At 61.9% G+C, this 19,503-nt stretch carries 17 protein-coding genes; 5 read left to right on the top strand and 12 right to left on the bottom strand.

Annotation, left to right across the window (positions count from 1 at the left end; genetic code table 11):
- Positions 1–19: 19 nt before the first annotated feature.
- The 4 genes from QU481_RS12915 to QU481_RS12900 form a co-directional block, all read right to left on the bottom strand.
- Positions 20–610, bottom strand: a complete 591-nt coding sequence (locus tag QU481_RS12915; RefSeq protein ID WP_289830432.1) for a hypothetical protein — start codon at positions 608–610, stop codon at positions 20–22.
- A gap of 467 nt (positions 611–1,077) precedes the next feature.
- The gene (locus QU481_RS12910) at positions 1,078–2,697 is read right to left on the bottom strand and encodes an electron transfer flavoprotein-ubiquinone oxidoreductase (RefSeq protein ID WP_289830491.1); all 1,620 of its coding nucleotides are present in this window, start codon (positions 2,695–2,697) and stop codon (positions 1,078–1,080) included.
- Positions 2,698–2,795: 98 nt separating this feature from the next.
- Positions 2,796–3,992, bottom strand: coding sequence for a CaiB/BaiF CoA transferase family protein (locus tag QU481_RS12905; protein WP_289830431.1), 1,197 nt, complete (start codon positions 3,990–3,992; stop codon positions 2,796–2,798).
- Between the two features lie 458 nt (positions 3,993–4,450).
- A complete protein-coding gene (locus QU481_RS12900) occupies positions 4,451–5,635 on the bottom strand; it encodes an acyl-CoA dehydrogenase (RefSeq protein ID WP_289830430.1) in 1,185 nt (394 codons plus the stop codon).
- A gap of 156 nt (positions 5,636–5,791) precedes the next feature.
- Between QU481_RS12900 and QU481_RS12895 the strand changes: the two genes are divergently transcribed.
- Positions 5,792–6,604, top strand: a complete 813-nt coding sequence (locus tag QU481_RS12895; RefSeq protein ID WP_289830428.1) for an IclR family transcriptional regulator — start codon at positions 5,792–5,794, stop codon at positions 6,602–6,604.
- An 89-nt stretch (positions 6,605–6,693) separates the two neighbouring features.
- Here QU481_RS12895 and QU481_RS12890 read toward each other — a convergent pair whose 3' ends face one another.
- Entirely contained in the window at positions 6,694–7,140 is a 447-nt protein-coding gene (locus QU481_RS12890; RefSeq protein WP_289830427.1) for a CBS domain-containing protein, read from the bottom strand.
- 288 nt (positions 7,141–7,428) lie between these two features.
- On the bottom strand, positions 7,429–8,301 hold the full coding sequence (gene argB, locus QU481_RS12885; protein ID WP_289830426.1) for an acetylglutamate kinase: 873 nt from the start codon (positions 8,299–8,301) through the stop codon (positions 7,429–7,431).
- Between the two features lie 138 nt (positions 8,302–8,439).
- Between argB and QU481_RS12880 the strand changes: the two genes are divergently transcribed.
- The 4 genes from QU481_RS12880 (at position 8,440) to QU481_RS12865 (ending at position 14,753) form a co-directional block, all read left to right on the top strand.
- The gene (locus QU481_RS12880) at positions 8,440–9,078 is read left to right on the top strand and encodes a TetR/AcrR family transcriptional regulator (RefSeq protein ID WP_289830425.1); all 639 of its coding nucleotides are present in this window, start codon (positions 8,440–8,442) and stop codon (positions 9,076–9,078) included.
- 130 nt (positions 9,079–9,208) lie between these two features.
- A complete protein-coding gene (locus tag QU481_RS12875) occupies positions 9,209–10,291 on the top strand; it encodes an efflux RND transporter periplasmic adaptor subunit (protein WP_289830424.1) in 1,083 nt (360 codons plus the stop codon).
- On the top strand, positions 10,288–13,371 hold the full coding sequence (locus QU481_RS12870; protein WP_289830423.1) for an efflux RND transporter permease subunit: 3,084 nt from the start codon (positions 10,288–10,290) through the stop codon (positions 13,369–13,371). Before QU481_RS12875 ends, QU481_RS12870 begins: the two co-directional genes overlap by 4 nt.
- A complete protein-coding gene (locus tag QU481_RS12865; RefSeq protein WP_289830422.1) occupies positions 13,368–14,753 on the top strand; it encodes a TolC family outer membrane protein in 1,386 nt (461 codons plus the stop codon). Before QU481_RS12870 ends, QU481_RS12865 begins: the two co-directional genes overlap by 4 nt.
- A 224-nt stretch (positions 14,754–14,977) precedes the next feature.
- Here the strand turns inward: QU481_RS12865 and QU481_RS12860 are convergent, their stop codons facing one another.
- The 6 genes from QU481_RS12860 to QU481_RS12835 form a co-directional block, all read right to left on the bottom strand.
- A complete protein-coding gene (locus QU481_RS12860) occupies positions 14,978–16,192 on the bottom strand; it encodes a WD40/YVTN/BNR-like repeat-containing protein (protein WP_289830421.1) in 1,215 nt (404 codons plus the stop codon).
- A 125-nt stretch (positions 16,193–16,317) separates the two neighbouring features.
- The gene (locus QU481_RS12855; RefSeq protein ID WP_289830420.1) at positions 16,318–16,515 is read right to left on the bottom strand and encodes a hypothetical protein; all 198 of its coding nucleotides are present in this window, start codon (positions 16,513–16,515) and stop codon (positions 16,318–16,320) included.
- 154 nt (positions 16,516–16,669) lie between these two features.
- Positions 16,670–16,927, bottom strand: a complete 258-nt coding sequence (locus tag QU481_RS12850) for a hypothetical protein (RefSeq protein ID WP_289830419.1) — start codon at positions 16,925–16,927, stop codon at positions 16,670–16,672.
- Between the two features lie 226 nt (positions 16,928–17,153).
- Positions 17,154–17,612, bottom strand: coding sequence for a hypothetical protein (locus tag QU481_RS12845; protein WP_289830418.1), 459 nt, complete (start codon positions 17,610–17,612; stop codon positions 17,154–17,156).
- Positions 17,605–18,369, bottom strand: coding sequence for a hypothetical protein (locus tag QU481_RS12840; RefSeq protein ID WP_289830417.1), 765 nt, complete (start codon positions 18,367–18,369; stop codon positions 17,605–17,607). Before QU481_RS12840 ends, QU481_RS12845 begins: the two co-directional genes overlap by 8 nt.
- On the bottom strand, positions 18,370–19,503 hold a 1,134-nt coding region (locus QU481_RS12835), incomplete at its 5' end, for a DUF2345 domain-containing protein (RefSeq protein ID WP_289830416.1). It abuts the gene before it with no gap.

Genomic DNA, 19,503 nt, shown 5'->3' with positions numbered 1-19,503 from the left:
CAGTCTCCTTGAAAAATAGTCAGTCCGCCGCAAGGCCAAGCGCCGTGAACAATCCCGCCAGGCGGCGCCGCGCCGCGCGGTGCACCCGGCGGCTCGCATCGACGAGCCCTGCCCCCCGCCCGCTGGCGGCCGGCTCGGCCGCACACCAGCCGCGCAGCACCCCGACCTCGGCCGGTAGCACCGCCGGCAGCAGCACCGGCGATGCCGGGCTGACGCTCAGGTCGAAACGCTGCGCCAGCGCTTGAAGGCGGCGGTTGGCCTCATCGAGCTCGGGCAACTGCGCAGGCGTCACCAGCACATGGGTAAGCCCCAATACCGCGATCCGCGCCGCCAACCAGTCCGACGCGTCGGTTAGCCGCACCGGTGTCGGCGCTGCTTCCAGATTAGCGCGCAGCGTGGCACTGAGCATCGCCAAGAGCCGGATGTCCGGCAGCAGCGCCTCGGACAGTCGCAACGGCGTCAATTCCAGCGCCTCGGCCGGCGGCAGCTGTGGCGTACCGGGCATGGCATGTTCGACGTCGGTCAAGAGTGCCAGCGCGCACAGCGGACGGGCGCTCTGCAAGCTCAGGCTGGCCCGGGCGATGGACAACGAGTCGCAGACTTCGTTCATGGTAGATCTCCTGGTCTGGGGCTATCCAGGCGGCGGAGAATCATCGGGAAACGCAAATGCCGCCTGGAAGCGGCGGCATTTGTCGGGAAAGTGTTCTGTATTTCTAGTGTGCACGCGTTCCCTGGTGCCGCCGTGGTGAGCGGTACCAATAAAACGAAACGTAGGAGAACGCGAGTCGGGAATTCATGGACTCCATGCTGCGCCGCATCGTGCCCGGCTGTCAACCCTGGGCGTATGACAAGACGCAAAAACCGGCGCAGGGCGAAGCCCGGCACCGGTTCGGTCAACCTAAACCCCAAAATGTCCTGCAAAGCGTCGCGAGCGGGCGTCAGCGAGGGGCGGCTGGAACGCAGGAACCGGCATGTACTTAAGTACATGAGGATTCCTGACAGCTGAGCGAATCAATAGATTCACACGCCGACCACCCAACCCGAGATCACGCCCACGCAGCAGCTTTACGGGGCATTTTACATGTTCGGGTAGTTCGGCCCGCCGCCGCCCTCCGGCGTCACCCAGTTGATATTCTGGGTCGGGTCCTTGATGTCGCAGGTCTTGCAGTGCACGCAGTTCTGCGCGTTGATCTGCAGGCGCGGCTGGCCCTCGTCACGGCCGACGATCTCGTACACGCCGGCCGGGCAATAGCGCTGCTCCGGCGCGTCGTATTCGGCGAGGTTCACCTCGATCGGCACGCTCTTGTTCTTCAGCTTCAGGTGCGGCGGCTGGTCCTCGCTGTGGTTGGTGTTGGAGATGAACACCGACGACAGGCGGTCGAAGGTCAGCTCCCCGTCCGGTTTCGGGTAGTCGATCGGCGTGCACTCGGCGGCCGGGCGCAGCGTCTCGTTGTCGGCGTGACGGTGGCGCAGCGTCCACGGCGCACGGCCACGGAACAGGAAGGTGTCGACCGCCGAGTAGATCATTGCCGGCCACAGCCCCCAGCGGAACGACGGGCGGATGTTGCGCACCTTCCACAGTTCGTCGTACAGCCAGCTCTGCTTCACCTTGGCGCTGTAGCTGCTCGCCTCGACACCGGCCCCGCCCGCGTCGCCGGCCAACACCTCGACCACCGCCTCGGCGGCCAGCATCGCCGACTTCATCGCGGTGTGGGTGCCCTTGATCTTCGGCACGTTGAGGAAGCCGGCGGTGTCGCCGACCAGCACGCCGCCCGGGAAGGTCAGCTTCGGCAGGCTCTGGATGCCGCCTTCGCTGAGCGCACGGGCGCCGTAGGAAATGCGCCGGCCGCCCTCGAACACCTTCTTGATCGCCGGGTGGGTCTTGAAGCGCTGGAACTCTTCGAACGGCGACAGGTAGGGGTTCTCGTAATCGAGGCCGACCACGAAGCCGACCACCACCTGATTGTTCTCCAGGTGATAGAGGAATGACCCGCCATAGGTGGCGGTATCCATCGGCCAACCGACGGTGTGAGTGATGCTGCCCGGCTGATGGTTCTCCGGTTTCACCTCCCACAGCTCCTTGATGCCGATGCCGTAGGTCTGCGGGTCGGCGCCGTCGCGCAGGGCAAAGCGCTCGAACAGCGTCTTGGTCAGCGAGCCACGGCAGCCTTCGGCGAAGATGGTCTGCTTGGCCCACAGCTCGATGCCGGGTTCGCCTTCCAGCTCGCCGTTCTTGCCGGTGCCGACGTTGCCGGTGGCCACGCCCTTCACCGAGCCGTCGGCGTTGTACAGCACCTCGGCGGCGGCGAAGCCCGGGTAGATCTCCACGCCGAGCGCCTCGGCCTGCTCGCCGAGCCAGCGACAGAAGTTGCCCAGGCTGACGATGTAGTTGCCATGGTTGTTCATCTGCGGCGGGGTCGGCAGCTGCACCGACTCGGTCTCGGTCAGGAACAGGAAGCGGTCTTTCGCCGCCGGAGTGTTGAGCGGTGCGCCTTTTTCCTTCCAGTCCGGGATCAATTCGTTCAGCGTCCTGGGCTCGATCACTGCGCCCGACAGGATGTGGGCACCGATCTCCGAGCCCTTCTCGAGCAGGCACACGCTGATGTCGCGCCCCTGCTGTTCGGCCAACTGCTTGACGCGGATTGCGGCGCTCAGCCCGGATGGGCCGCCGCCGACCACTACCACGTCATATTCCATGTATTCGCGTTCCACCGTGTCTCCTTTGCGCGGTGCGTCATTGCTTAATGATCGAATCATGCAATGTTCGTGGCCGGCCGTCAAAATCAAACAAGCGTTTAAACGGTTCCGGATGCCTGAAGCGTGGCGATTTGTTCCCGGTCGTAGCCCAGCTCGGCCAGTACCGCAGCGGTATGCTCGCCAAGCTTCGGCGGTGCCTGTCGGTACATTGCCGGCGTGTCGGACAGTCTGACCGGGCATGCCATCAGCGGCACCGTCTGGCCGGCCGCATCCTGCATTTCGATACGCATGCCGCGCGCCACTACCTGCGGGTCGGCGAACGCCTCGGCCACCGAGTTGATCGGCCCACACGGCACGCCAGCCGCATCGAGGCGCGCCAGCCAATCATCGCGCGTGGCGGTGCCGAACGCCTCGGCCAAACGGCCTACCAGGAGCTCGCGGTGTACAACCCGTGCCGGGTTGGTCGCGAAGCGCTCATCGTCGGCCAGCGCCGGCTGGCCGATGAGTGCCGCCACCGCGCGGAACTGCTTGTCGTTGCCGCAGGCGAGGATGAAGTGGCCGTCGGCGGCGGCGAACACCTGGTACGGCACGATGTTGGGATGGGCGTTGCCGAGCCGCGGCGGGGTGGCGCCGCTGACCAGGTAGTTCATGCCGACGTTGGCGAGCATTGCCAGCGAGCAGTCGAACAGCGCCATGTCGATATGCTGGCCACGGCCGGTGTGGTGGCGGGCCAAGAGCGCCGCCTGCACCGCGTTGGCGGCATAGAGGCCGGTGAACAGGTCGGTGACAGCCACACCGACCTTGTGCGGTTCACCATCGGCCGGGCCGGTGATGCTCATCAGCCCGCTCATGCCCTGCACGATGTAGTCGTAGCCGGGCGAGTCGGCATACGGGCCGTCCTGGCCGAAGCCGGTGATCGAGCAATACACCAGTCGCGGGTTGAGCTGGGACAGGCTGGCGTAGTCGAGACCGTACTTGGCCAGGCCACCGACCTTGTAGTTCTCCAGTAGCACGTCGGCCTGCTCGGCCAGGCGGCGCACGATTGCCTGCCCTTCCGGCCGGGTGATGTCGACGGTGACCGAGCGCTTGCCGCGGTTGGCGGACAGGAAGTAGGCAGCGGTGCCGTCCGGCAGGCTGGGCGGTGCCCATTGTCGGGTATCGTCGCCGAGACCGGGGCGTTCGACCTTGATCACGTCGGCGCCGAGGTCAGCCAGCAGCTGGCCGGCCCACGGTCCGGCGAGTACGCGGGAGAGATCCAGCACCTTGATGCCGGACAGTGCGCCTTGGCCTTGCATGGGGGTGGTCCTTTGTCGAGAGTTCGGCCAACGTGGGTGCTGCCGGTTTCTTGAAGGTTGGCCGAAGCTTTAATTAGGAGAGTACGTACGAATTGCAGCATCTGCCTCGCCGGCAGGCGCTAACGCCGATCACGAATGCCACAGTAGACAGCCGAGGGACCCTTCCGCCGCGCCGTCCGGAGGACGTTCGGCGAGGTCTTAAGCCGCCGCATGTTCGAGCGATTCGACGTTAGCGAATCCCTGCGTGCGAATCTTTGATTCGCTCAGCGATTAGTTCGGCGACGCCTCGCCGGGCGTTTCCCGGGCGGAAGCAAGCGGCGGCGGGGCTCGCCTTTCTTTGCTTACTTTCTTTGGCGACGCAAAGAAAGTAAGGCCCCGCCGGCGAGGCGGATCGTCCAGTCTTCTGTAACGGTTCGGCCAACCTCAAACCCCCAAGGTTGGCCGACCCGATCCGCGACTCAGAACGCCGCGATCCCGGTCTGCGCGCGGCCTAAGATCAGCGCGTGCACGTCGTGCGTGCCCTCGTAGGTGTTCACCGCCTCCAGGTTCATCATGTGGCGGATTACGTGGAACTCGTCCGAGATGCCGTTGCCGCCATGCATGTCGCGCGCCACACGGGCGATCGCCAGCGCTTTGCCGGTGTTGTTGCGCTTGATCAGCGAGATCATCTCCGGCGCGGCGCGGCCCTCGTCCATCAGGCGGCCCACCTGCAGGCAGGCCTGCAGCCCCAGCGCAATCTCGGTCTGCATGTCGGCCAGCTTCAGCTGGATCAGCTGGGTGGCGGCGAGTGGGCGGCCGAACTGCTGGCGGTCCAGCGTGTACTGGCGGGCGGCGTGCCAGCAGAATTCGGCGGCGCCCAGCGCCCCCCAGGCGATGCCGAAGCGCGCCTTGTTCAGGCAGCCGAACGGCCCCTTCAGGCCCTTCACCCCCGGCAGCAGATTGGCATCCGGCACGAACACCTCGTCCATCACGATCTCGCCGGTGATCGACGCGCGCAAGCTGAACTTGCCGTGGATCGCCGGGGTGGACAGCCCCTTCATGCCGCGCTCGAGCAGGAAGCCGCGGATCTCGCCGGCGTCGTCCTTGGCCCACACCACACACAGGTCGGCGATCGGGCTGTTGGTGATCCACATCTTGCTGCCGGTGAGCACCCAGCCGCCGTCGACCTTCTTGGCGCGGGTCTTCATGCTGCCCGGGTCGGAGCCGGCATCCGGCTCGGTCAGGCCGAAGCAGCCGACCAGTTCGCCCTTGGCCAGTTTCGGCAGGTACTTGGCCTTCTGCTCGTCCGAACCGTACGCCCAGATCGGGTGCATCACCAGGGACGACTGCACGCTCATCGCCGAGCGGTAGCCGGAGTCGACCCGCTCCACCTCGCGGGCGATCAGGCCGTAGGCGACGTGGCTGAGCCCGGCGCAGTCATAACCGTCGATAGTGCAGCCCAACAGACCCAGCTCGCCCATTTCAGCAAGGATCTCGCGGTCGAAGCGCTCCTCGCGGTTGGCGGTGAGCACGCGCGGCATCAGCCTCTCCTGGCAGAACGCATGGGCGGTGTCGCGCACCAGGCGTTCCTCCTCGGTCAGCAACGATTCGAGCAGCAACGGGTCTTCCCAGGCGAACGGGGCGCGTTGTTGGGTGGCAGCCATCGTAGTCTCTCCTTTGTCATGATCGGGCCGGTGTCGGCCTTCGAGATTGTTCCGCTAAGCGGAATTTTGTTCTACCATGCAGAACAACATACGCCACCATTCTCACCATGTAAAGCAACTCTTTACAGCCCACCCAGCACAGGTATCCTTGGCGCCATGAAAAATACTTCGCTCGATCATGCAGCGTTGGCCGCCGATCCGGTGGACGACGACAAGGATCGCCTCTTCGTCACCGCGCTGGCCCGTGGCCTGGCGGTCCTCGGTGCGTTCCGCCCCGGCGAGGCCGCCCTGTCCAACCAGGAACTGGCGGCACGCACCGGCCTGCCCAAGTCGACCGTGTCGCGGCTCACCTACACGCTGACCCGGCTCGGCTACCTGGCCCAGGAGGCCGACAGCGGCTATTACCGGCTCGGCCTGTCGGTGCTGGCGCTCGGCTCGGTGGTGTTGGCCAGCTACGACATCCGCAGCATCGCCGCGCCGCTGATGCGCGAGTTCGCGATCAAGCACAACGTGTCGGTCAGCCTGGCAATGCGCGAGGGCACCGACATGCTGTACCTGGAAACCTGCCGCAGCCCGGCGCGGGTAACGGTTCAGCTGACCGTAGGCTCGCGCGTGCCGATCGCCACCACCGCGATCGGCCGAGCGTTCTACGCCGGCCTGACCGCGCACGAGCGCGAGTCGCTCGACGCGCAACTGGCCGAACGCTATCAGGACGACTGGCCGGAACTGCACAAGCGTCTGCAGCAGAGCCTGGCGCAATACCGCACCTGCGGCTACGCGGTATCCTGGGGCGAGTACGGTCCCGAGGTGATGGCGATCGGCGTGCCGCTGCCGTCGCCGACGCCGGGTCAGCCGCCGTTCGCGCTGAACGCCAGCGGCCCGAGCCTGCTGTTCACCCCCAGCGTGCTCGAGCACGAGATCGCCCCGGCGCTGGTCGACCTCGCCCGGTCTATCGTCCCGACCTTGTAGGCCACAACGGGTCGGGCCAAATGCAAAAAGCCGGACACGATGTCCGGCTTTTTCGTTCGTGGGATTCGGGCACTTGCGAGGGCGTCGGCTCAGGCACGTCCTCCACCGTGAATATAGGTGACCAGCTGGTCGATCACGTACTGCTGCTCGGCGATGGTGGCGTGCACCAGATCGCCGATCGACAGCACGCCGAGCACGGTATGCTCCCCGTCCAGCACCGGCAGATGGCGGATGTGCTTCTCGGTCATTAGCGCCATGCAGTGCTCGAGCGAACTGTCCGGTGACACGTACAGCACCTTGCTGGTCATGATGTCGCGCACCCGAGTGCCCGCCGACGTGCGGCCCTGCAGCACGATGCGCCGGGCGTAGTCGCGCTCGGAGAAAATCCCCAGCACCTCGCCCCCTTCCATCACCAATACGGCCCCGACGTTGTGCTCCGCCATCACCTGCAAGGTCTGGAACACCGTGGCATCAGGACTCACGAAGATCAGTTCCTGGCGGGCCTTGTTAGCCAGTATCTGGCCTGCATTCAGCATGGCAAATCCCCCTTTTGCTGGAATAAAGCAAACCCTGCTGACACTATAGCAAGTCGGCCGCCGGTCGCCCGCCCCGCGCACCTCGGCGACGCATCCGGCCTCCCTCACCCCGCAATGGGGCAAACCCACGATACACCTGTCGGAGGCCGCCATGTCTAGGCCGACGGCCCCTGCTGCGTAACCATGGCAACCGCATCGCGCGTGGACAGCGCCGGCGCGGTGCCACCAAGAAAAATGCCGTTCACCTAACGAGGTGAACGGCATTGTGCGGAAGGACGACGGTAGCGCTTATTCGGCGCGGATCATCGTGCCGACACCGGCCTCGGTGAGGATTTCCAGCAACAGCGCGTGCGGCACGCGGCCGTCGATGATGTGCACCGCGTTGACGCCGCTCTTGGCCGCGTCGAGCGCCGAGCTGATCTTCGGCAGCATGCCGCCGGAGATGGTGCCGTCGGCGAACAGTTCGTCGATGCGCTTGGCGGTCAGCTTGGTCAGCAGGTTGCCCTGCTTGTCGAGCACGCCCGGGGTGTTGGTCATCAACAGCAGCTTCTCGGCCTTCAAGGTTTCGGCTAGCTTGCCGGCCACCAAGTCGGCGTTGATGTTGTACGCCTCGCCATCCAGACCAACGCCGATCGGCGCCACCACCGGGATGAAATCCTGGCTGTCGAGCAGCGACACCAGCGACGGGTCGATCGACTCGATCTCGCCGACCTGGCCGATGTCGATCACGCCGGCGTCCGGCGACTTCAGGAACAGCTTCTTGGCGCGGATGAAATGGCCGTCCTTGCCGGTCAGGCCCACCGCCTTGCCGCCGTGCTTGTTGATCAGTGACACGATTTCCTTGTTGACCAGGCCGCCGAGCACCATCTCGACCACGTCCATGGTCTCGGAGTCGGTGACGCGCATGCCCTGGATGAACTCGCCCTGCTTGCCGACCTTTTCCAGCAGCTCGTTGATCTGCGGGCCGCCACCGTGCACCACCACCGGGTTCAGACCGACCAGCTTGAGCATCACCACGTCCTGGGCGAAGCCTTCCTTGAGCTTGTCGTCGGTCATCGCGTTGCCGCCGTACTTGATTACCAGCGTCTTGCCGGCGAATTGCCGGATATAGGGCAGCGCTTCGGCCAGGATCTGCGCCTGTTCGCTCGACGTCACGGTCATGATTGCTCCTTGGTGTATCGCGGGTTTTTCCTGCCCGTATTCTACCTACGCCGCCTGCTGAATTTCCATTTATTAACCTTGCGACCCGCCCGCCGACGCAGTACAGTGCCATCAGTTACTGAAACCATATTCACTATCATGACGAACGCAACACGCTGGCAACGCAAGAAAGACGTCCGCCCCGGCGAAATCCTCGACGCGGCGCTGACGCAGTTCGTGGAAAAGGGCTTCCGCGCTACCAAGCTCGAGGACATCGCCCGCGCCGCCGGCGTGACCAAGGGCACGCCGTATCTGTACTTCGCCAACAAGGAGGAGATCTTCAAGGCGGTGGTGCGCGAAACGCAGGTAGCCAACCTGTCGAAGCTGCAGGCCATGAGCCAGCAGTACGACGGCTCGTCGCGCGAACTGCTGCGCGCCTTCGTCGAGCAATGGTGGCAGCAAGTCGGCGCCACCCCGTCCGGCGGGCTGTGCAAGCTGATCATGGCCGAGACCGCCAACTTCCCGGAGCTCGCGCAGTTCTACTTCAACGAGGTGATCCTGCCGGCGCGCCAGATGGTCGCGCAGGTGCTCGAGCGCGGCATCGCCCAGGGCGAGTTCCGCGCCGTACCGATCGACACCACCGTCGAGACGCTGCTCGCCCCGCTGATCCATCAGCTGATCTGGACGCACTCGTTCGCCACGGTGCAGGGCGGTCGCTCGGCCGCCGAAAACGACCCGTGCCGGGTGCTGCTCGACGGCCTGGACCTGATGCTCAACGGCCTGCTGCCGCGCGACTGATCACCGGGCACCGCGTCGCCGGGATGTGTCGCAGCACCTCGGCCTACCAGCCCAGGCCGGACCCGCTACGCCGGCTTTTGTCGGCGGTGCCAAAACAACAAAGAACAAGAACCACCCACGAGGAAGAACCATGTTTGACGCTGCCCGGCCGCTGCTGCTGGCCACGCTACTCCCCCTGCTATTCGCCGCCTGCGGCAAGGCCCCCGCCCCCGCCGAGGAAGTCCGCCCGGTGCGCTACACCGTGGTCGGCGACGATGCCGCGCAGCCGAGCGAACGCTTCGCTGGCGAGATCCGCGCCCGTCAGGAAACGAAGCTCGGCTTCCGCGTCGCCGGCAAGGTGGTCGAGAAGCTCGTGAACGCCGGCGAACATGTGAAGAAGGGCCAGGCGATCGCTCGGCTCGACGCGCACGACTACGCGCTCGACCTGTCGGCCAAGCGCGCGCAGCTGGCCGCCGCCGAGCACGACCTGGCGCAGAAGGAGGCCGACCTGCGCCGCTACCAGGAGCTGCTCGCCAAGAATTTCATCAGCCAGGCGCAGGTCGACCAGCAGCGTAATGCGGTCAGTGCCGCGCGCGCCCAGCTGACCGCCGCGCGCGCCTCGGCCGACGCCAGCAGCAACCAGACCGGCTACGCCACGCTGACTGCAGTGGCCGACGGCATCGTCACCGACATCAGTGCCGAACCGGGCCTGGTGGTGTCGGCCGGCCAGCCGGTGGCCACCCTCGCCGCAGACGGCGCGCGCGAGGCGGCGATCGCGGTGCCGGAGAACAAGCTCACCGCGCTGCGCACCGCCAAGTCGTTCACCGTGACGCTGTGGGCGGCCAACAAACACTACACCGGCCACCTGCGCGAGCTGGCCGGGGCAGCCGACCCTGCCACCCGCACCTACGCCGCGCGCATCGCGCTCGACAACCCCGACGACGCGGTGAAGCTCGGCATGACCACCAGCGTGGGCCTGCCGAACGCGAACGCCGGCGAGCAGATCCGCCTGCCGTTAACCGCCTTGCTCGACGAGCAGGGCAAGCACTATGTGTGGGTGATCGATCCGGCAAGCCGCAAGGTGGGCCGAAAGCCGGTCAGCGTCGCCGCGGTCGGCACCGACTGGGTGGCGGTAAGCGGCGGTATCGTGCGCGGTCAGCAGGTGGTGACCGCCGGCGTGCACCTGTTGCGCGACGGCCAGCGCGTCAGCCTGCTCAAGGAGTCGGCGGCGTGACGAAAAGACTCAACCTCTCCGCCTGGGCGCTCAACAACCAGCCGCTGGTGCGCTACCTGATCGTGATGCTGATGGTCGCCGGCGTCTGGGCGTATACCCAGCTGGGTCAGAAGGAAGATCCGGAGTTCACCTTCAAGGCGATGGTGGTGCAGGTGATGTGGCCGGGCGCCACCGCCGTCGAGACCGAGCAGCAGGTCACCGACCGCATCGAGAAGAAGCTGCAGGAGATGGCCGAACTCGACTATGTGAAGAGCTTCACCAAGCCCGGCGAGGCGCAGTTCGTACTCAACCTGCGCGAGAACACGCCCGCGAAGAAGGTGCCTGACCTGTGGTACCAGGTCAGGAAAAAGCTTGGCGACATCAGGCAGACGCTGCCCTCCGGCGTGCAGGGGCCGTTCTTCAACGACGAGTTCGGCGACACCTTCGGCAACCTCTACGCGGTGACCGGCGACGGCTTCAGCAACGAGGATCTGCGTCGCTACGTCGACGACGCGCGCCACGAGCTGCTGCGCGTGCCCGACGTCGCCAAGGTCAACATCGTCGGCGACCAGGACGAGCGCATCTACGTCGACCTCGATTCGGCCAAGCTCGCCACGCTGGGCCTGGACGCGCGGCAGATCTGGCAGGCACTGGCCGAACAGAACGCCGTCACCCCGGCCGGCACCTACCAGACCGGCTCCGACCGCATCTTCGTGCGCGTGACCGGCGCCTATCGCACCGTCGACGCGGTGGCCAACACACCGATCCGCGCGAACGGCCAGACCTTCCGCCTCGGCGACATCGCCCGCGTCAGCCGCGGCTTCGTCGACCCGCCCACCTTCAAGATGCGCTTCGACGGCCGCCCGGCCCTGGGCTTGGCGATCAGCATGAAGGACGGCGGCGACGTCTTGAAGCTCGGCAGCAACCTCGACGCGACGATGGCACAGATCCGCAGCAAGCTGCCAGTGGGGGTGGAGATCCACGCGGTATCCGACCAGCCCAAGGTGGTGAAGGACTCGGTGAACGAGTTCATGCACTCGCTGGCCGAGGCGGTGATCATCGTGCTGGCGGTGAGCTTCTTCAGCCTTGGCATGCGCACTGGCATCGTGGTGGCGCTGTCGATTCCGCTGGTGCTGGCGATGACCTTCGTCGCGATGTACTTCTTCAAAATCGACCTGCAGCGCATCTCCTTAGGCTCCTTGATCATCGCGCTGGGCCTCTTGGTCGACGACGCGATCATCGCGGTGGAGATGATGGCGCTGAAGCTGGAGGAAGGCTGGAAGCGCTTCGACGCCGCCATCTTCGCGTACACCAGCACCGCCTTCCCGATGCTGACCGGCACGCTGATCACCGCCGCCACCTTCATCCCGGTGGGTCTCGCCAAGTCGAACGCCGGCGAATACGTGTGGAGCCTGTTCGCGGTGGTCGGCATCGCGCTGTTGCTGTCGTGGCTCGTCGCGGTGGTGTTCACACCGTACCTGGGCTACAAGCTGTTGCCGAGCAACCTGGCCGACCACGGTCACGACAGCCCCTACGACAAGCCGTTCTACCAGCGCTTCCGGCGCCTCGTGGCCTGGTGCCTAGACCATCGCAAGCTGGTGATCGTCGCCACCTTCGCCACCTTCGTGCTGTCGCTCGGCGCGTTCAAGCTGTTCGTGCAGCAGCAGTTCTTCCCCTCGTCGAACCGGCCGGAGCTGATGGTCGATATGTGGTTGCCGCAAGGCGCCAGCTACGCCGCCACCGAGCGCGAGGTGAAGAAGCTGGAGAAGAAGCTTGCGGGCGACGCCAACATCGACAGCGTCACCAGCTACATCGGCGGCGGCAGCCCGCGCTTCTACCTGCCGCTGGACCAGCAGCAGCAGCACCTCAACTACGCGCAGCTGACGGTGATGACCAAGGATGAGAAGGTGCGCGAGGATGTCAAACGCAAGCTGGAGCAGCTGTTCGACACCGACTTCCCGCTGGTACGCGGCCGCGTCACCCGGCTGGAGAACGGCCCGCCGGTCGGCTACGCGGTGCAGTTCCGCGTGATGGGCGAGGACCACGACAAGGTGCGCCAGATCGCCACCCAGGTGGAGCAGCTGGTGCGCGCCACCCCGGGCACCCGCCATGTCAACAACGACTGGGGCGAGCAGATCAAGGCGCTGCGCGTCACCATCGACCAGGACAAGGCGCGCGCGCTCGGCGTGTCCACACAGAACCTGGCGCAGCAGTTGCAGACGCTGATCTCCGGCAGCTCGGTCACCGACTACCGCGACGGCGATCGAACCATCGGTGTGGTCGCCCGTCTGAACGAGGGCGAACGCAAGGACCCGGCCGAACTCGGCAACCTGATGATCCAGACCGGCAGCGGCCGCTACGTGCCGCTCGCGCAGATCGGCCACATCGGCTACGCACCGGAAGAGAGCATTGTCTGGCGTCGCAACCGCCTGGCGACGATCACCGTGCGCGCCGACGCCGCCGACGGCGTGCAGGCCTCGGACATCTCGCTGGCGCTGTGGCCGAAGCTGCAGGCGCTCGAGAAGACCCTGCCGCTCGGCTACCACATCGAGCTGGGTGGCTCGCTCGAATCGAGCCAGAACTCGCAGAAGGCGATCAACGCGGTCGCGCCCTTGATGCTGGTGATCGTGGTGACGCTGCTGATGCTGCAGCTCAAGAGCTTCCAACGCACCGTGATGGTGCTGTTGACCGCCCCGCTCGGCATGATCGGCGTGACGCTGACGCTGATCCTGTTCCACGCGCCGTTCGGCTTCGTAGCGATGCTGGGGGTGATCGCGCTGGCCGGCATGATCATGCGCAACTCGGTGATCCTAGTCGACCAGATCGAGCACCACATCCAGGACGGCTACGACCGCTACGAGGCGATCATCGACTCCACGGTGCGGCGCTTCCGGCCTATCATGCTGACGGCATTAGCGGCGATCCTGGCGATGATCCCGCTAACCCGCAGCACCTTCTGGGGGCCGATGGCGGTCGCGATCATGGGTGGCCTCTTGGTCGCCACCGTGCTGACGCTGCTGTTCCTGCCGGCACTGTACGCGCAGTGGTTCCGCGTACAAGCGCCCGCCCGACACGACCAAGAACGACGAGAATTCGCATGAACCCAAAAAGACTTACCCCCCTCGCCGCCCTCCTCGCGCTGACGCTGGCGATGCCGGCGTCCGCCGTCGATCTGGTCGGCGCCTGGCAGGCCGCGCGCGACTACGACGCCACCTTCGGCTCGGCGCGCAAGCAGCGCGACGCCGGCCAGGAACAGGAGGTCCAGGGGCTGTCGCAGCTGCTCCCACAGGTTGGCCTGACCGGCAATTACAGCAACACCAACACGATGAGCCCGGCCGGCATCCCCAGCTACGAGACCCACGGCTATGGTGTGCAGCTGACCCAGCCCTTGTTCGACGTTGGCAAATACACCGGCTACCGGAAGGGCAAGCTCGGCACTGCTTTGGCCGACACCCAGTTCTCGGCGGCCGAGCAGCAACTGATCGTCAGCGTCGCCCAGGCCTATTTCGACGTGCTATTGGCACGCGACACGCTCGACGCGGTGCGCGCAGCCAAGAGCGCCTTCGCCACCCAGCTCGACCAGGCCAAGGCGGCGTTCCAGGTCGGCACCGCCACCATCGTCGACACCTACGAGGCGCAGGCCGGTTACGATGGCGCCGCCGCCAAGGAAATCGTCGCGGTCAGCGACCTGGAGGTAAAGGAAAATGCCTTCCGCAAGCTGACCGGCCTCGACCCGAAGGGCATCCAGCGCGTCAACGAACCGCTGGTGCTGGTCCCACCGAGCCCGGCGACCCTTGAGGCGTGGCAGAACCAGGCGCTCGCCAGCAGTCTGGACGTGAAGGCGAAAGAGCAGTCGCTGGAACTCGCAAAGCAGGATGTCACGGCGAAAAAGGGCCAGCACCTCCCGACCGTCGCGCTGACCGCCGGCTATCAGGACAACGTCACCACCGCGCCGATCTTCGTCGCCTCCCCCAGCTCACGCGCCAGCAGCGTCGGCGTCCAGCTGACCATGCCGCTGTTCACCGGCGGAGGCATCCGCTCGCAGGTGCGTGAAGCCGTCGCGAAGGAAGAGCAGGCACGCGACGACCTGGAGGCGACCCGCCGCCAGGTCAGCGAGAGCGTGCGCCGCGCCTACCTCGGCGTCACCAACGGCGCCGCGCTGGTGCGCGCGCAGGAGCAGTTGCTGATCTCGGCCAAGGCCAAGCTCGACTCGACCAAGCTGGGCAAGGAAGTCGGCGTGCGCACCAACATCGACCTGGTTCAAGCCGAACAGGCGTACTACGAGGCGGTACAGAACCTGGCAAGTGCGCGCTATGCCTATCTGAACGCGCGACTGCAGCTCGCTCAGGCGGCCGGCACCCTGGAGCCAGCGGTACTGATCGACGTGAACCGCTCGATCGGGCAGAGCACGGTGGCGCCGGCTCTGTCGGACGCGACGCCGGTGAGAAAAGGGAAAGCGACTGCGGCGAAGCAGCCAAGTTGAGCGCCGTTTCGACCAACGTTAAGCCCGCCTTTTGGCGGGCTTAATGTGGAACCACTTTAAGTTAAGAGAGGCTCAACCGTTGACAGCGGAATCCCCCAGTCGGACCCATCACATTACGACACGAGACCTAATCGTTCAGAGCCCTGCACTCACAAGCTGTCAGCATTCACATCTGTTGGCCCTGAGAGCTCGCACGGCTAGCAGAGTCTTTAATCCCGAAGGACCTATTCCAGCTTCCGCCAATAAAGCGAGTGGTACTCATACTTCCAGATGCGATTGGTCTCGGTTTCGTAATACCAAGCGTAGGCACTGCCATCGTTGGTCTCATCCCAACTCCTTCCTCCATCGGAGCTCACCAGCGTGATCGAATCACGCATTACCCGATCAGGCTGCTGACTCTCTCCCGCCAGCACCAGCTGGTCTTGCCGGCCGATAAACAGCGCGCCAGGGATGACATGCGGTGCAAACACATGACGGAAGGTTTCCTTGCCCTGCTGCCAATGTACATACGCTGCAAGACGCTGCTGCTCGCCATTGGCCTGATCAGGCTGTAACTGCCCCTGCAAAGCAATCAGGTGCACTCCACCATCCTTAGCGGCCTTGATGTCCATGAGGGACTGTTGCTTGAACACGGCATCTGGCTGCATCCATTTAGCCGGAAGCTCTTCCACCTTGGTTGTGAATGGCAGGCTGTACAACAAAGTGCTCTCCGTCACTTCACCTAACTTGGCGGCCAGCCTGGCCTTGCGTACGTAAAATGCCACCCGCAAGGTGCCGTCTTCCGACACGTCGAAGGCATCGAACCTGGCACGTGTATTTTTCACCCAAGGAGAGAAACCATTACCGTCCGGGTTCATCATCAGGCGCTGATTCGCCCAAGCCGGCAAGGGAAGCGCTTGCCAATGCAGGCCCCCATCGCTTGTACGCCAGATACGCATGCCATCGGCCACCAGGTAGCCACGCTGGCCATCGGCCATGAACAACGGTTGGCCGGGCTGGGTGCGCTCCGGCCAGGGCAGTTGTTGCCAATGCTGACCGCCATCCACCGATTTCCACAGGGCATGCCAGCGCTGACCATACCCATCTGGACCCATCGGGAGTTTGTAGTTAGACCAATCCGTAGTCAGGTAGATGGTCTGCCAGTCGGGCGACAGCCACCAGGCGCCGTTCTGGCCGGGTTTCTCGAAAATACGACGGATGCCCTTACCCATGTCGCCACGCAGCAGGCGAATGGTAGCGCGGTTGCTGATTTCATCAATGTCATTCATCCAAGGCTCGGTTGGTTCAGCAACCTCAGGATTTTTCCATTCTTCCATTGGTTTGAACTTTTGTTCAGGGCCAATTGGCTTGAAAACCATTACCTGCCGCGCATGAATACGCATATCGCCGCCGCCGTAGGGTTTGTCGTGCTCCATCAATTCGGTTTCGTAAGTCCACATACTGAATGCCTTATACAGTCCATAAGCGGAAGCGCTGATGCCGACTAGGACAACGATTGCCAGTAACAGCCATTTGAGCAGCGTGCGTAAAACGCGCCACAATAGTAATAATCTTGACTTGACCATTATTTAAAAACCAACATCAGACGCTTCATCGCGCGCTCCACCAGCTCCTTGCCGCCCTGTGCCGCCTGGCTACTCCAATCCTTGACCACTTCCATTCCGCTATCTTTTGCTTGGCGCCAAATATTGCTATCGGCCCATTCTTCGATGTTCGGCTGGCCACCGATCAGCACTAGATCTCTGACTGGCAAATCGGACAAGCCAGCATCCAGATAAGCCGGCACGTGAGTGTCGAACGCAAACCTCTTGAAATCTGTGTTATTCAGCTCCAACTTTTGTTGGGCAACGCTCGTCGAAACCGAGCGGTTGGGGTAACGTTTTCACGGGATGGTGATGACTGGCCCTTGCATATTATCATGCCAGCCCCTTCTCCATATTTATTTGCAACTGTTTCCTCCCATCGATCAACCACTTCTGCCCCGCCGGACTCAGTCTCGGCATAAGCTTCTTGCCATAGTTCGAGTAGTAGTAATAGCCGTAACCGACGTAGTACTCGGGTGGCTTATGCTCACAACCGACATGACGAACCATGAAATTAGCATGGCGCGACCAGTCTCCATCACTACTGCGTGCCTTGATTAGCTGGTCGCGGTTGCGAATCAGCTTCTGCACTACCACAACATCATCCCAAGGGTTCCAGGTTGTTGCCCACGCCTTAATTGCCTCAAGTGTGCTTGCTTCCGTTGTAAAATGGGACGGGTTTATTTAGAAATAAATCCGCCCCATTTTTTGTCATTGATATATCATAACAATTGACAAAGAATATCTGGCAATTTGGCGTTTATCCTTCCATGGTAATGCGCCGATTGCTTTGGCGTTAACGGTGCATTTCTATGTTTTATCTGATTAATTTCATTGGCACGGAGAATTTTCCAATCACTTTTGGCGGGGAGAAGAAACTAGTCTTGTAGATGTTACATGTAAGGGTTACCTTGTCTTTTAGATAGCTTAATAAATTTTCATAAGCAATTTTATCCCCAGAAGGGATTATTTGATCATATTTTGTGATGCTGAAGAATATTTCATAGCTGTATAATTTGTCGGAAAATAGTGCTTTTTCCTTCGTATGCCCACGCGCCTGATACTGTGCCGCGTTTGAATTAATGACTTCGCCGTCAAAAGAGCATTTAGTTAGTCCAAATCCGGGGTTTTGATAATCATCTCTATCTGTGATTATTTGCACAGAAAAAAAAGTAGAATCTCTCATTGACTCAACTTTACCTATTTTTATAGAGCCTTGAGCCAAGGACAAAGAGGTTGCCATAGAAATAATTATGGCGGCGAATAATTTATTCATTGAGAAATTTATTGATAACCTTATAGGTTTCATTTAGAGCCGTGTCTCCGTTTGCGTTGAGTTTGTATGTCATTGCAGCTAATGTTTCTGCATGATCTAGGTTTGCTGTCGCATTTATTCTTGGGCCGCTTTTCATTCTCCATTGCCCCCCCAGATCAGCAATGAAATCATTGCCGCTATAACTCTCTGCATCATAATAGATATTTATCCAATTCGTTATGTTAACTTTAGGTTCAGAGAAATATATATCTGCAAATGTGCCAATGACTACTCCTTGGCCAACTGGGTCCAATGTTATTAGCAAGCTTACATTTAATCCAGATGGTCCACAGGGGCTAATGCATTTTATTTTCTGTACTGACCTCCACTTTTTTATCGATGCGGTAAAATGAGCCCCGTTCCACCCACCTAGGCTATGACCAATAATTATTATTTCATTTTGTTTTAGAAATATTTCCCCATTTATTTCAAAATATAAATTTGCGTCATTCAGAACATTCCATATACTTCTCTCCCCAAAAATTTCATAATAACCTAGATAGATAATTCTTATTGCTCTATTACTGACTTCTTCTTGGTATTTTTTTGTGATTTGAGATTGTATTTCGGTTATTAAATTTGTTGGACCAGCCCCCATGAATGGCCTCTTGTCTGCAGCACCTCCTATAAGAAATATTATTAATTGATTTTTTATAGGTATAATTTTTTCTTCATTATTTTGACTGTCTGTTAGGAATTTTACTTTAATCTCACTCATTTACAGCACCAAGATTGATATTTTCTCAGGATTATTGGGGTTTTTTATTAGATGTGTGAACCCATTTTTATCAGTAACACCCACCTCTGCCTCTCCCCACTCTCTTATGATTACGTATTTTTTATTTTTTAGCGGGGCCCCGGTTGCGTCACAAACTATTTGATACTTATCATCAAATTTGGGAGTTGGCAGACTGTTAAAGGTTTTACTTAGGCTAGTTCCTCCACTAAGTTTGTGACTGGCTCCTTTGATACTGACTATTCCCGGACAATGCACCTCAATATTCCCGCTCTTCAGTCGAATATAGCCGCCTCCACTGGTCAACAAGACTTCCTGGCCCGCAGCAATCTGAACCTTGCCCTTACAGGCGGTAATGGTGACGTCCTTATCCCCTGTCACCTCCACACTGTCGCTCTGCGCCTGCAGCTGCACCTTGCCCTTCGCCGCAATCAACTTCATGGTGATCTGGTCTTTGACCCCCGCCACGAACAAGCTGAGGTGCTGGCCGACGTTGTGGATCCAGCGCCGCCCCGAGGTCTGGTTGGTGTCGCGTTGCGCGATGAGATCCAGGTTGGTGCCGGCGGCGACGGTGTGGCTCTGTTCGGTGACGCTGGCGATGCCGGCCGGGGCGGACAGGATGAGTAGCGGCTGCTGGCCTCCTTGATCCTTGGCGGTTCGTGAGTCTTTGTCTGTATTGGTCCCGGCCTCCCAGGCCTGCAGCGCTGCGGCATGGTGGTGCAGGTGGCCGTCGGGCTTATTTGATCCCTTGCTGTTGTCCGGCTGGATCTGCTCCGGGCCGGTCTCCATGGTGTCGGCCAGCTGGCCGGTGGCGGTCTCGGCCAGGCTCTGGCTGAGGCTGAGCGCGGCGTCGAGCTGGCTCTGGGCCTGCTCGCGCGCCAGCTGTTTGCCGGAGGCTGAGGGCTGCGCTTCGGTGCTGAGCAGCAGGCCGTGGGCGGCGCGGATCGCACCGTGCTGGTCGGTGCGTAGTTCGAAGCCGTCGCCGCGCGGCTGGCCCTTGCCGTCGCTCCTCGGGTGGATCAGATAGCCTTGGTTGAGCTGGGTCTTGCCGTGTTCGCTGGACAGCTTGGCGCGGACTTCGCCGGGGGTGTCGTCGAACAGCAGCTCGTTGTACTG

This window comes from Crenobacter oryzisoli (assembly GCF_030385785.1).
GTDB lineage: Bacteria > Pseudomonadota > Gammaproteobacteria > Burkholderiales > Chromobacteriaceae > Crenobacter_A > Crenobacter_A oryzisoli.
This window is presented reverse-complemented; position numbering and strand designations above follow the sequence as displayed.